13 protein-coding genes and 2 pseudogenes are annotated in these 13,140 nt (G+C 40.2%); 7 read left to right on the forward strand and 8 right to left on the reverse strand.

The features are described 5' to 3' along the window. Positions 1 to 569: 569 nt before the first annotated feature. Entirely contained in the window at positions 570 to 1,211 is a 642-nt protein-coding gene (locus BN1044_RS06260; protein WP_072307986.1) for a DNA-binding protein, read from the forward strand. Between the two features lie 118 nt (positions 1,212 to 1,329). Next, a complete protein-coding gene (locus BN1044_RS23320) occupies positions 1,330 to 1,494 on the forward strand; it encodes a DUF4756 family protein (RefSeq protein ID WP_438830562.1) in 165 nt (54 codons plus the stop codon). Positions 1,495 to 1,541: 47 nt separating this feature from the next. On the opposite strand, the gene BN1044_RS06265 is transcribed toward BN1044_RS23320, so the two are convergent. The 4 genes from BN1044_RS06265 to BN1044_RS06280 all read right to left on the reverse strand — a co-directional run bounded on the left by BN1044_RS06265 (position 1,542) and on the right by BN1044_RS06280 (position 3,505). Further along, positions 1,542 to 1,835 (reverse strand): hypothetical protein, encoded by a 294-nt coding sequence (locus BN1044_RS06265; RefSeq protein WP_072307987.1) that lies wholly within the window; start codon positions 1,833 to 1,835, stop codon positions 1,542 to 1,544. 140 nt (positions 1,836 to 1,975) lie between these two features. Beyond that, positions 1,976 to 2,281: a hypothetical protein gene (locus tag BN1044_RS06270; protein WP_072307988.1), complete on the reverse strand. Its 306-nt coding sequence runs from the start codon at positions 2,279 to 2,281 to the stop codon at positions 1,976 to 1,978. 11 nt (positions 2,282 to 2,292) lie between these two features. Continuing rightward, positions 2,293 to 2,526, reverse strand: a complete 234-nt coding sequence (locus BN1044_RS06275) for a helix-turn-helix transcriptional regulator (protein ID WP_072307989.1) — start codon at positions 2,524 to 2,526, stop codon at positions 2,293 to 2,295. Positions 2,527 to 2,677: 151 nt separating this feature from the next. Further along, positions 2,678 to 3,505 carry a DUF6387 family protein gene (locus BN1044_RS06280; protein ID WP_081329547.1) on the reverse strand — a complete coding sequence of 276 codons (828 nt, stop codon included), beginning with the start codon at positions 3,503 to 3,505 and terminating at the stop codon, positions 2,678 to 2,680. 494 nt (positions 3,506 to 3,999) lie between these two features. Between BN1044_RS06280 and BN1044_RS06285 the strand changes: the two are divergent. The 3 genes and pseudogenes from BN1044_RS06285 (at position 4,000) to BN1044_RS06295 (ending at position 7,184) form a co-directional block, all read left to right on the forward strand. Next, positions 4,000 to 5,217: pseudogene (locus tag BN1044_RS06285) on the forward strand (integrase domain-containing protein). A gap of 401 nt (positions 5,218 to 5,618) precedes the next feature. Next, a complete protein-coding gene (locus BN1044_RS06290; RefSeq protein ID WP_072307990.1) occupies positions 5,619 to 5,873 on the forward strand; it encodes a hypothetical protein in 255 nt (84 codons plus the stop codon). A gap of 18 nt (positions 5,874 to 5,891) precedes the next feature. Beyond that, positions 5,892 to 7,184, forward strand: coding sequence for a helix-turn-helix domain-containing protein (locus BN1044_RS06295; protein WP_139130902.1), 1,293 nt, complete (start codon positions 5,892 to 5,894; stop codon positions 7,182 to 7,184). Between the two features lie 217 nt (positions 7,185 to 7,401). Here the strand turns inward: BN1044_RS06295 and BN1044_RS06300 are convergent. From BN1044_RS06300 to BN1044_RS06305, 3 genes and pseudogenes are all read right to left on the reverse strand, one after another. Continuing rightward, positions 7,402 to 7,896: pseudogene (locus tag BN1044_RS06300) on the reverse strand (phage polarity suppression protein); the annotation flags it as partial. 366 nt (positions 7,897 to 8,262) lie between these two features. Continuing rightward, positions 8,263 to 8,565: a diguanylate cyclase gene (locus tag BN1044_RS23855; protein ID WP_081329548.1), complete on the reverse strand. Its 303-nt coding sequence runs from the start codon at positions 8,563 to 8,565 to the stop codon at positions 8,263 to 8,265. 176 nt (positions 8,566 to 8,741) lie between these two features. Continuing rightward, positions 8,742 to 9,722 (reverse strand): GAPES1 domain-containing protein, encoded by a 981-nt coding sequence (locus BN1044_RS06305; protein ID WP_081329549.1) that lies wholly within the window; start codon positions 9,720 to 9,722, stop codon positions 8,742 to 8,744. Between the two features lie 454 nt (positions 9,723 to 10,176). On the opposite strand from BN1044_RS06305, the gene BN1044_RS06310 reads away from it, so the two are divergent. Both BN1044_RS06310 and BN1044_RS06315 read left to right on the forward strand, forming a co-directional pair. Continuing rightward, positions 10,177 to 11,367: an MFS transporter gene (locus tag BN1044_RS06310; RefSeq protein WP_072307992.1), complete on the forward strand. Its 1,191-nt coding sequence runs from the start codon at positions 10,177 to 10,179 to the stop codon at positions 11,365 to 11,367. Between the two features lie 239 nt (positions 11,368 to 11,606). After that, positions 11,607 to 11,957, forward strand: coding sequence for a hypothetical protein (locus tag BN1044_RS06315; RefSeq protein ID WP_072307993.1), 351 nt, complete (start codon positions 11,607 to 11,609; stop codon positions 11,955 to 11,957). A gap of 177 nt (positions 11,958 to 12,134) precedes the next feature. Here BN1044_RS06315 and BN1044_RS06320 read toward each other — a convergent pair whose 3' ends face one another. Continuing rightward, a complete protein-coding gene (locus tag BN1044_RS06320) occupies positions 12,135 to 13,112 on the reverse strand; it encodes a TDT family transporter (RefSeq protein WP_043491393.1) in 978 nt (325 codons plus the stop codon). Positions 13,113 to 13,140 lie beyond the last annotated feature (28 nt).

Below are 13,140 nucleotides of genomic sequence, written 5' to 3' on the forward strand. Positions count from 1 at the left end.
TAAGACACATACAGAAAAATGATTTAGATAACGTAGGTAGGTGCCATTTTGATCAGGCACTAATAAAATATTAAGAAAACCTCTTTTCACCAGAAAAATTAAAATTGATCATCCATATTAAATTATCGCTCGAATCCAAGACCAGAAAGCTCAATCCATAATCATAAAAACAGGTGCCATTCAATCGGCACGCATTCCCTTTTACTATATTATACTTATTACTATATTACGGCAGTAATTTACCATATAAAACAATGCATTACAGAAAAAAGGTTATAGTTTCCTATAACTATGGTTATCGATATCTATAACTCGGGTTATCGAAAACTATAACTAGAGTTAGCAAAAACTATAACCTTAGTTTCACACTGAAACCATCATTTAAAAGTGGCGGGCATTCCAGTCTGATTAAACTTATTCCAGCATTATAACATTCATCTACATTCATTTACTCTGCTCTATGGACAGCGCTCCATTATATTAAAACTTTTTCCATTTATTTTTGACTTTATTATTGACGATAGTGTTTAATCTGTTATGTATAAACAACAATAATAAAAGGAAATACAATGACAACAATAGATTTTACAGCCATTAATGACTTATCCCCTTTCGAGTTAAAGTTATTTATCGATGACCACGATTTTAACAATGAGCAAAAGGTGCAGGTTTTTGAGTATTATTACAGCACACATAAGGACACAACGAATATCTATACTCGAAAGGAAAATATTAAGTCTATAAAGAAGGATATCGATTACGTTCATATGTTTACCAGAAACTTTCAACAACTCGCTGACTTAGATATTTCAAAGAATGAGCTGAAGGTTATTGCTCGCATCCTGAACATCATGGAGTTCGGAAACTGTTTTCATATCTCTCAGGCAAAACTCTGTCGTGAGTTAGATATCAAAAAATCCAATATGTCTCTTGTTTTTAAAAAGCTCAAAGCTAAAGGGATTATTATTGACAGAGACGGCGACCTTTTTATGAACTCAAACATATTCCTGAAGGGACAAGCGCATTCTATCAACGCAAAACAACGACCTAATGTCAGGAAAGCACAGGAGTTTAATGTGAACGAAAATGTGGTATTTGAAAATGTCTATACTTTCCACACTGAAACCGGCATCAATGATGGTAAGAATAACGATCCCTCTGTTTTGACACCTCCTGAAATATTATTTTTCGAAGAGAATGAAACAGAATAAACGTGGATCGCAAATCAATATATCGCTTCCTTCGTTTGACACATTCCGTATAACTCTTAATATATAAATACCCACTATTAATTAACGAGGTATTTATGAAGCACTGGCCCGAACGCTTATCCGTGAGAAAAGTGATAATGAGATTGTCTCACTGGTGATTAAGCTACGTACAGAGGCTGCGCTGGAGCTTCAATGTGCTGTTGAACTCAGTCTTGAACAACTGTCAGAGTTTGCTTCTACTTGTGAGCGTCAACAAGCGCCACGCCGTAAAATATCATCTTAAGATAATGCTTATCAGCCCCGAATCAGGGGCTAATACTGTTGACACCATTATAACGACTCAGCTAAAACTTCATAATGTGTTTTGAACAGTGCTTGTTTGACTTCTCTGAAATCTACTTCAGCCAGCTTTTCTTCTGCATTTTTTTTCCAGACGGAATCCCGAAAACATTTTTCGGCCATGATGATTGCCAGCCCAATAAAACTGTTGATAAATTCCGGGTCCATTACCTTGGTATATATCACACGTTGCGTCTCTTCATCTGCCAAGTTAAACATATCTGAATAGATTTGCAATGACATACCAAAGAACATACCCGTTGTTTCATTTCTAAAACTGAACATATTATTACCTCTCTTTCATTAAGGGTTATTGTTAACATCTACTTTTTTATGACGCCAGCAATATCAGGTATAAGCAATCCTCATCGTTAAATGATGACAGGAACTTACCGTGATTATTTAAGCCGTCAGTATTTACCTGTTTACAGCGTGAAGATATTTTTATACATATATCGATGAGTGAATGCCAGTGAGCGCAAAAATGCTCTTGCTTTTATCTGATTTACATTTCTGAACAGACAACATCCACTTTGTTCATCATGTCCTTCATAAAAATGCTCCTTCGTGAGATCGATAACAATCTCAATAAATCTGTCCATTTCCTTCTTGTTTTCCATCAGCGACTTATAAAACCCCGACATTTCCTTTCTTATTCTATGAATATTCTCATTGAATAACCTCTCTGCGACTTCATTAAACTGTGCTGTCGTTTTTATTTTTAATATCATAAATCACCTCATTATCGGGAAAAGTTATTTTCTGTATAACCATTGCGTGTATTCTGGATTATATTTTCAATCCATACGTCGATTTCACTTTCAATAAACGCCACAGATCTTGCACCTGTTTTTACCTGAGAAGGGAAGTTTCCTTCTTTGATAAGATGATAGATCCAAGCCTTACAGAAGCCCGTCCGGGTTAACACTTCAGGCAATCGAATAAGCCTTGTCTTTACTGAGTTTTGTTTTTTCATCGTTATCTCCGTTGTTGTTTCGATAGAGACAATTATCGCGATATTACCTGTGACGTTCGAGGGATGTTCAGAACATTGATCTTTGCAGGAAACTGGGAGGTATTGAGTTCAGATGACGTTCACCCAGAGTGAACATCACCTGTTTTGAGAATCAGTCTTCAAATACGAGGTGATCTCTTATCTTTGCATCCTTCAGGTAGTCATTTTTAATGATGTAATCCTGAAAAGACTTAATGTAGGTAGGGGTTGTCAGGAAGTCTAAAGCTAGCGGATAGTCAGTTGCTTTAATCAGATCCGCTGTGCGGTAATCATCGCTTTCGCCGTAAAGCAATTCTTCGAGTTTTGAAAACGGGATTTTCGTGTCTTTGAGTTCTTCCCAGAAAATGAGATCCATCAGGGGGATCAATCTATAATTGAGAACCTTTTTAAGGGTGCTGATACCAAAGCGATAATCCCTGACTTCCGGTTCTGGCGCTTTAAGTTGCTTCTTCCATTTGGGGATAAGCACTTTCAGGTGTTCAATGAGTTCATCACTCGATGCTTCCATAAGGTTCATCGTGACAACAATACTGCCTTTTCTGTTTACGCCCATTTCGCTGAAGTATTGAGAAACATACTCAGAACCTTCACCATGTCCCTTGGTTTCACTGGCCATCTCCGCCAACTTCAGGGAAGCCACACAGTATGGGATTTCCCTGCGCAGAAGAGGGACAATTGCATAGCTGGATGCCAGTATGTGTTCTGGTGTATTTGTCTCACCACCAAACAGAACATCGCCACAAATGATTTTATCGCAATGGATTAATAATTGAGTTTTGCCAACGTCATCCAGTTCCGTGCATCGTTTCAACATGTTATAGCCAATAATACGGCGGTCAATCTCCACCCAGAACTCCTCCAGAGTGAGATCCCAGATGACATCATAGTTATCATATTTGAACCACGATAACGCATTCTTGAGTTCGCTTCTTTTCATCATCCAAATCCCCTTTTTATGTAAAAAGACATGCAAAAACGCTAACACCACTGATCACAGCAAGAAAATTTTTACTACTTTCTAATTTTTCTCGCTTTGTTTTGGGTCATCGTTCACTGATAGAGTTCAGTTATGGCAGGGAGTTGAACTGGGGATTATGCTTTCGTAGCGACCTTGTTATTATAGAAAAAACCAATCTGTTATTTTGTAGATTAATTTGAAGGTCCCATAATTGCACCCTAAGAAAAAATGAAAAGAACAATAGTATTTTAAACCATATTGTTATTACACGGATTACAGAGACCCCAGCCCATCGGTGATTACCAGAGTCATCCGATGAAGTCCTAGAAGCCCGCATGGCGCAAGCCCTGCGGGCTTTTTTGTGCCTGTAATCGTCCGATACGATCCGCCTGAATCCAGTAAAAATTGGTACACGTTTAGGTACACGCTATACTGTGGTCCAATAAGCGTGTACCAATCATGGAAGGGATCCAGACATGGCGCGCATCACACGCCCTCTAACAAATAACGAAATCCTTAAAGCTAAACCCCGCGAAAAAGACTTTACCCTCCACGATGGGGATGGTCTGTTCTTACTCGTCAAAACCTCTGGTAAAAAACTTTGGCGTTTTCGCTATCAGTGACCAAACAGTACCAGCCGTACAAATCTGAGCCTTGGCGCATATCCTGCCCTGACACTCGCAGCCGCACGTCAAATACGCGATCAACATTTATCCCTATTGGCACAAGGGATAGATCCTCAGCAGCAACAAGAAATGGTTTCAGAGCAGGGCCAAATAGAGCTGGACAGCATTTTCTCTACTGTTGCTGCCAATTGGTTCCAGCTAAAGAGCAAAAGCGTCACACCGGATTATGCAAAAGACATTTGGCGCTCTTTAGATAAAGACGTGTTTCCTTCTATTGGCAAGATACCGGTTCAGGAGATTAAAGCCAGAACTATCATTGAAGCACTTGAGCCAATCAAAGCACGCGGAGCACTGGAGACAGTTCGCCGTTTGGTACAGCGTATTAATGAGATTATGATTTACGCGGTAAATATCGGCTTACTTGATGCCAATCCAACGTCAGGTGTGGGGATGGCTTTTGAGAGACCGAAGAAGCAAAACATGCCCACACTGCGACCAGAAGAATTGCCGAAACTGATGCGCACATTGATTATGTCAAATCTGTCTGTTCCTACTCGCTGTCTAATTGAGTTGCAGCTCCTTACCCTTGTGCGCCCTTCTGAAGCTGCCGGTGCTCGGTGGGCAGAGATCGATCTCGATGCAAAACTTTGGACGATTCCAGCCGAACGGATGAAAGCAAAGCGGGAACACATTGTCCCTCTATCCCCTCTTGCGTTAAATATTCTTGAAGTGATGAAGCCGATAAGTGCACATAGAACATATATTTTCCCAAGCAGAAATGAGCCTAAACACCCGATGAATAGCCAAACTGCGAACGCCGCCTTAAAACGAATAGGCTATGGTGGTAAATTATTTGCACATGGTTTACGCTCAATCGCAAGTACTGCAATGAATGAAGCGTTGTTTAATGCTGATGTAATCGAGGCTGCATTAGCACATTCAGACAGAAATGAGATAAGACGTGCATACAATCGTTCGAACTATCTCAATCTCCGCAAGGATCTGATGAACTGGTGGGGACAATATATTTATAATATGAAAACAGTTAATGAAGGATCGTTAATATGAATGCTTTAGACACAGATAATATTAGCACAGCATTTAACTCGATACTGCGAGCGGATTATATATCGCTTGACAATATTAAATAGCTTTCGCTTCTTGAGGATTATTTCATTGATTATTTCGGAATATTAAATGGATTACTTCAAAAGCAAGATAACTTTATATCAGGTCGACGTGGCACAGGGAAAACAACAAATTTACTTCGTGGATATTATGAATGTTTAAAATCAATATCCCCTGAACTTAAAGGTACTGAAACCTTACTTGGCACAAAAAAAGTCCTACCAATATTTATAGATTTAAGTACATGCATAGATATTTTTGACTCAACGAGTGATCTTGAGTTAATTGAAATTCACTTCATTAGACAAATTATAGACTCATTAAAAAAACAGTTAGCGCTGATGTTCAGTGAAAAACATCTCGTAATTTTTAAAAAAGAAAACCCCGCATTAGACGACCTTGATTATATTGAGAAAATTCTTGTCGAAGGAATAACGATTAGCACCAGTCGTAAGATTGAAGAAAGCAGACAAAATAAACACAAGGCTGATATAAATCTTGCAGCAAAGGCGGAGATTACAAAGGCAGAGATAAGTGCTGGCATCAGTGATTCAGTGGAGAAAACGGTAAATAGCACTCAAACCAAAATAAAATGACTTAATGTTCAAGATTTTTTGAATAAGATTAGTCAAATCAAAAACAAAGCAAAGCTCGATGCTATATATATTTTCCTAGATGAATATTCGGATCTCAATTCTGAATCACAAGCTAAATTCAGTTCTTTACTAAAATCATTTTTAGGCTCAAGAATAGGAATGTTTTTCAAGGTTGGAGTCATAACCGATAGATATGACTTTGGCGAGAAAATAATTATTGGAAGAGACATTTTTGCAATTCCTTTAGATTTCAACGAATATGTAGAAAGATTTGATGGTGCTATAGCTGGCATTAACAAAATGCAGGTTTTCGTTGAACAACTGATAAACAAACGGATTGAAAAGTTCTGCCCCAATTTAAAATTCAACGATATATTCAAGGCTAATAAAGAAGATATCTTCTACCGAATCACGAGAGAAACCATTGGTGTATCAAGAACTATTGGCATAATACTCCAAAACGCATTTATTCAGGCGAGAGCCAACTCACAAGATCCTAAAATTGGTTTGGCAGAAATAAATTACGGTATTACTTGCGCTAGAAAAACCTATCAGAAACAATTTACCGGAAGCTCTAAAAAAGGCCTGATTCCACCATTTAACATGGATATATGGAATTCAATAATTGAAAAAGCCCTACAAGAGAAAAACAAATTCCCTGATAGAGCTGCAAGCCATATGATGATAGACCCTTCCAGAAGGGATTATCTTAATGTTTTGTGTGAAAACTTCATGCTACATTTCATATCAGAGAATGTAGTTTCTAAGCATGGTGGAAGTTATAATCTTTATGCTATCGATTATGATGTTTGCTTAGAAAACAATATTAAATATGCAAATAAAAAGGATGATTACACTCCAATACGTTTTATTTATGATGAAGTGCTATCCAAGTATGATCCATACTTTGTTAAAACAAAGAGGAAAAGTTACAAGTGTCCAACCTGTAACAAAATTTATGATGAAGCCGAACTTGTTAAAGTAAAAATAAAAAGATGCTTTGAGGACGATGAAAAACTAACAGAAATTATTCATCAAGATGCTCCGGTTACTCATGGAAACTTCGCTGAAGTTGAAATAAAAATACTGGGGTTAATTAGTCAATTAGCATTTAGTGAAGCCATGACAGCACGAGAGATAGCTGATGCAGTCGGCTGCACAAGACAAAAAATCTCGGCATGGGGAGGCCGGGTATTAGAAAGGGATGGTCATATCCGCGTGGATAAGAAAAGAAAACCGCACCGATACTATGCGAGTGACCCTGATGACTCTCCCTCATCGCCAGAGGTTACAATTGCTGCTGATAATTAATATCCTTCATTAAATTTAGCGCGCAATGCTCTCCCCGCCACGCCTGCCCGCTTAAGGGGGCGCTTTCAATGCAGGTGCAAGAGCAGCCTCAGACCGCGCCAGAGCTGGCGCTGACGAGGGCGGCGGGGATGTGAAAATGCATGCAAAACCATGCACCTTACGCATGCATGGCTTAATTAGGGGAAATTAGCGGGATTTACGGGGATTTTCTGACGGGCTACTGCGCGGCCAGTTCTGCACGTTTATTCACGTAATTCTGGTTTTGTGCGGGTGTGTATTTTTCACGATTATCATCCCGCGAAGCCGCGTCAGGTCTGAACCCGATGGCCGTTAAAATGTCATTATCCTATACGGAATAATTAATTTTTTCACCGGCAGCCAGTCACACCGACAGCGTTTCACGCAGGTAATCGACGGAGTGCTGCATCGCGCAGTGTCTGACGGCGGGATTCAGGCTGTTATAGCCCATTAATTCAGGCGCAAGCGCGGCGGCCAGCTCTGCGCCATGCGCCTGCATAAAATCATTCAGCCGGTTGCTGATGCTGATGCGCTGCACGATCTCATGTGCGCGAATATAGCGACCAGCAGCCTGATTAATTTCCCACTTTTTCACGTCGATAATATCGCGCAGGGTTTGCAGACTCCGGCCTCGGCTTTCATCACCGGTAGCGATGAGTTCGCGGTATTCCTGTTCCGTGTCGGCCAGCTCCACCAAATTCTCCATCGGTGATTACCAGAGTCATCCGATGAAGTCCTAGAAGCCCGCACGGCGCAAGCCCTGCGGGCTTTTTTGTGCCTTCAATTTGTACGATGCTGTTTGTGCGCTACAGCCCACACTTTTACTCAAATCAATAATCTTACATAATCAATGGAAGAAAGTGACTCTCTTAGTTCGATTGCTCCTGCAATACCTCGATAGCTAATGTATTACCTGCATAATCTGGCTCTATGCAATCCAACTCAAAAGTGGCAGCTTTACAACTAAAGATAAGGTGTTGAAGCCATACATTAGCATCAACACCGCAAATACCTAGCCCTTCGTTTTCTTATGCTTATATAGCAATTCATCAGCTTTAATTTACGCATCGCTCAATGTATCACCGGATTTCATCTGGTAGCAGCCATATGAAAAATTAACAATAGCATCTGTATCAATCACTTTTAATTTCTGTTTAATTAAGTCAATAGTAATAAAAGCACGCTCTACATCGCAATCGATAAGAATAATACAGAACTCATCACCGCCGAGCCTAATACCATAATCACTCTTTCTTATAGAGGTTTGTATCGCGTCTCCTAATAAAGTGATTGCCTTATCCCCCATGTGATGACCTAAAGTATCATTGATGGTTTTTAATTTATCGCAATCAAGAGCAATAATAGTGACTGGAGTATTTTTTCAGTCAACGACTTTAAACGAGCATCCAGAGTCTGTGTCAGTATCTTTCTATTATATAATCCCGTCATAGAATCAGTTATGTTTTCCAAAGACAAAACTTCATTTTTTGATATCTGGTATTTTAAATACTTACAGATGGAATACGTTATAAGCACATATTAAATAAAAAGAAATAAGTTGTTTAAAATAAAATATTGAACATCTAATTTAAGATGGACAGTATAATATCGAGTAATATCCTTGTCGTAGTTCAAAATACTAAATAACTGCTTACCTGGTTGATTGAAATTAATTTCTTCGGCTGAATTTCTATCTATAACTGAAAGCCTGAGGTATTTCCATAGGAAAGGACGATCAAATGTATAAAATGCCTTTGCTAGCTCATTGATACTCACATCAGTCAAAATTATACCTTTAAGATTCCCACCAAAAAACAACGGCGTGATCATGCTAATTATTTTTTCACCGGTATAACCGTCATCATATATATGTGAAGTAACACTTTGCCCATCATGCAAACTCCTCAATGCTTCATCATCAATTTTAATGCTTCTGGCATTGCTATCTACATCAATAAACTTTCCATTATATCGCAACCAATTATTGAATGCGTATCGAGAGCTATCGACTAACTTATTAATGTATATATATTGGTTTTCAAAATCAATATAGTATCTAATGCTATCTTGCACTTTCCAATGGTAATTAGAAAAACTGTACTCTTGAGAGATGGCTTCTTCTTGACTATTAAACTTCGCAAGATATTTTATATCTCTAGCCCAATCTTCGCAGGATGAATTTTTAGTTTGTAGTGTTCCAGCTAGTTTAGGATATTTATTCCCAGTCAAATTCAAGCCATAAATATCATTTGCGTTCTCCATACGGTTACAGATATTCAGCACACTTGAATCTGATTTTTTATTTTTATATTCAGAAATTGAAAATGATTTTATTAAATTAAGTGCTATTCTTTGATTTATATATTCTTCAGCAAAGATAGCAGAACGGCCTTTATCTACCGTGTAACCTAGATAATTTCTTAAGCCTTGGTAGTCATTCCACAAAAAGAATGCCAGAACCATCGTTGTTAATGACATAGTAATAAAAACTCCCTTTTTATAACTTTTTGTCAGCAACATATTAAAACCCCTTAAGATTATTCTACAAACAATGCAATTTTGCACAGACTAATAGTCATGTACAATATATTAGCAATGATAAGAAATTTAATCTCTCTAATAGTGAAATTGTTATATTAGCATAGCGTTTTCTTTTGTCTGTGATGGCTAAATAATCACAATCGTAACGAGACTATACTTATAGCATGCAAATTATTATTCTTTTTTCATTGGGGTTTATTGCCCTGATTATTTTCAAACCCTTTAAATATAATTAAATATGCTGGGGTTAACGCTCACATTTTGAATAAAGAACACAACTAAAATTAGGTTCACCATTTATCTTCACGATGCTATTCATTGTAATTCTTACTATTTCCTCTTGAAAAACGAATGAAAAAGGTTAGTGTAGCTATGTTAACTTACGCTTCGAACGATAGATATTTTCTGTCTTTGCACTTCTAGGAAGGTTCCTTTGCCCAGCCCCACGTTAAAACAGCGCAGCCTCGCCCTCTTTGTTTTCTTTTTCTTACCTGGCGTATCAATGGCGTCATGGGTGACCCGAACTCCCGCAATACGCGACAAACTTGGCGCATCGACCGCAGAGATGGGGCTTGTTCTTTTTGGTCTGTCGATTGGGTCAATGGCTGGAATTCTCTGTTCTGGTTATTTAGTGCAGCGCTTTAGCACTAAACCCGTTATTGCTGCAGGCACGGGTTTAGTGATCGCCGGTATTTTACTGGTTGCCCTCGGGGCATTTTTCTCATCTGCGATCACCGTTTCATCTGGGTTATGTTTATTTGGAGCAGGTATGGGCTCTGCTGAAATAGCCATTAACGTTGAGGGCGCCGATGTAGAACGCATATCACATCGCCCCCTCCTTCCTATGCTGCATGGCTGTTTTAGCTTAGGGACACTGGTTGGCGCAGGGGTTGGTAATGGGCTTACCTCGGTAAATTTCCCCATACAGTGGCATCTTTTATTAATTGGTGTTATTTGCGTTCCGGCAACATTGTGGGCACTAAAATCCGTACCTAAGGGGAATGGCCTACGTCCAGTAGAACATGCGCAGAATGGCAACCAGCCTACACAGGCTAAAACAAATGTTTGGCGAGATAAGCGTCTGTTGCTTATTGGCTTAATTGTCCTTGCAATGGCCCTTGCCGAAGGCTCAGCCAACGACTGGTTGCCGTTATTAATGGTAGACGGTCATGGATTCAGCCCTACATCCGGCTCGTTAATCTATACAGGCTTTGCCTTAGGAATGACCATTGGGCGCTTCTGCGGGGGATATTTCCTGCGTCGATTTGGCCGCGTTAATGTCGTTCGGGGCAGCGCCATCTTCGGCGTTATCGGCTTAGGGTTAATTATTTTTGCTGAAAATACATTTCTAGTCAGCGCTTCAGTTTTATTTTGGGGCGTAGGAGCTTCACTCGGCTTCCCTCTTACGTTGTCGGCCGCCAGTGACACTGGGCCAAATCCAGCTGCTCGCGTTAGTACCGTGGCAACCACCGGTTATATTGCATTTTTGGTTGGGCCTCCAATGCTAGGTTTTTTAGGTGAGCATTGGGGATTGCGCTCCGCCATGATCGTGGTGTTGGCGTTAGTCGCTTTTGCAATTTGGTTAGCACCTGCCGTTGGCGAACCGCCAAAATCTGACGCCTAATATACCGACATCTCACCCATCAATTTCTGGCGGGTGAGAACTTAATTCCATTATATTTATTACATTACACGTCAGATCCAATCTGTTTGGAACCACCTTCTCATTTCTCATTTTCTTCGTTTGTTGTGTTTATTTAACGTTATATGCTCAACATCAAGCCTATATCTCGCGTTGGCAACTCGATTCTACTCAGACTCAAATAACGAAACTAAGCCCTCTGGCATACTCAGGAGTGAGTCATGAAAGACTCGACCATACAGATCCTACAAAACAACATGTCATGCCTGCATCAGGTAATTAGTACTAATACCCAAAACGGGCTCCACGGTAATTTACTCGATGTACTGGCACTAAGTTTTAATCTGTTAAATATGAGCAACAATGAATTAATCCAGCTAAAACAGCAACAAGATGCGCTTTCATGCCATTCAGTGGGTTTAGTGATTCAGCAGTGTAGTGCCCTATTGTGGATGGTGCTCGAATATGCCAGCGCTCAGATGGAACAATCTAGCGTGGATAAATTAGCCGATATATATCTACATACGCATTATCTTGCGCGGTCAATATCCGGCACTCCGTGCCCATCATAAGCAAGGCTCCAGTCACTCAGTGGCTGGAGCCTTTTTGTGAATCTGCCTCTATATTTTTATTCGTGGGATTTATAAAAACAGCGCCCAAATAAAACAAACAATAAAGAGCACTAAAGCAGCAGCAGGAACCCAAAAAGCCTGATCGTAAGTTTTCATTACGTTTTTCCTTAAACTCATTTATTTCACCATGCCTTGATGAACATTCAATCTCTGCGGTAGCAGATAGTTATGAATAAACCTTACAGAGACATAGCCAATAACTAATGTCGCAATCACTGCTTCTACCGTCGCCATCATATGCAGTTGTCGCGCATACTCCACCGCTTGCGGGTAGCTGCCCACGAGGTTTGCCATTTTATAAAGTGCGGTAGCGCCAATCGCCATAGGGAACGTAAAAGCGGCGTAGCCTGGGCTAAACGGCAAGCGCATTAGGCGAAAGAAAGCACAATAAATAACCATGGTCATCAACAGTGCGATACCAAGCAACACCGCACAAATCAGCATTGAAGGCTCTTTGACAACGCTCAGATAGCCCGCTAATGACAAACTGGCCGGTGCCGCCATAATGGCAATCGTTGGTTTTGCTGCATCAGGCACTTCATCGCGAAACATGAAGCGGTAGATCATCATTGGCAGCATCAGCACATAACTCACCATCCCAATTGCCAATAAAATCAGTGCAAACTCAGTGTAGGCCTCACTTGGGCAAGTCACATCTGCCACAATAATGCCCACTGGCGGCACAAACCAGCTAGGAACTAGATGATGCAGCTTAGGTTCTTTCGCACGGTGATAAATAAAAAGCGACAGCGAGACCAGATGAACAATAACAGCCCCCAGCCAAAGCATCTGGCCCGCCGTCGGCATAAAGTTACCCAGCGCCTTAGAAACCACCATTGCAGCCATTGCAAAGGTAGGAACAATGCTTCCCACCACCGGATGTTTAAGATCTTGAGTCAGCGTATCGGGATGAAAAATAAAACGAATAGCGAGAATGGCAAGCAGTAGCCCAGCAATCAATGCGCCTACGTTTTGTCCCACACCGTGAAGCGGCAAAGCATTCTCTAAACACCATCCCAAACTAGCGATCCCCAGCGCTAAACCCGCTACGGGGGTTGGTAATCCGCGAACCTTATGATGTAGGTATCTCAACATGTCATCACCTCGATTTTTTTCATTCTTC

This window comes from Hafnia alvei (genome assembly GCF_900095695.1).
Taxonomy (GTDB): domain Bacteria; phylum Pseudomonadota; class Gammaproteobacteria; order Enterobacterales; family Enterobacteriaceae; genus Hafnia; species Hafnia alvei_B.

Coding starts and splice junctions, on each gene's coding strand:
- BN1044_RS06320 (WP_043491393.1), bottom strand. CDS start 13,112: ATGTTGAGATACCTACATCATAAGGTTCGCGGATTACCAACCCCCGTA.
- BN1044_RS06290 (WP_072307990.1), top strand. CDS start 5,619: ATGTTCAGTGAAAAACATCTCGTAATTTTTAAAAAAGAAAACCCCGCA.
- BN1044_RS06315 (WP_072307993.1), top strand. CDS start 11,607: ATGAAAGACTCGACCATACAGATCCTACAAAACAACATGTCATGCCTG.
- BN1044_RS06280 (WP_081329547.1), bottom strand. CDS start 3,505: ATGATGAAAAGAAGCGAACTCAAGAATGCGTTATCGTGGTTCAAATAT.
- BN1044_RS06265 (WP_072307987.1), bottom strand. CDS start 1,835: ATGTTCAGTTTTAGAAATGAAACAACGGGTATGTTCTTTGGTATGTCA.
- BN1044_RS06260 (WP_072307986.1), top strand. CDS start 570: ATGACAACAATAGATTTTACAGCCATTAATGACTTATCCCCTTTCGAG.
- BN1044_RS06275 (WP_072307989.1), bottom strand. CDS start 2,526: ATGAAAAAACAAAACTCAGTAAAGACAAGGCTTATTCGATTGCCTGAA.
- BN1044_RS06305 (WP_081329549.1), bottom strand. CDS start 9,722: ATGTTGCTGACAAAAAGTTATAAAAAGGGAGTTTTTATTACTATGTCA.
- BN1044_RS06270 (WP_072307988.1), bottom strand. CDS start 2,281: ATGATATTAAAAATAAAAACGACAGCACAGTTTAATGAAGTCGCAGAG.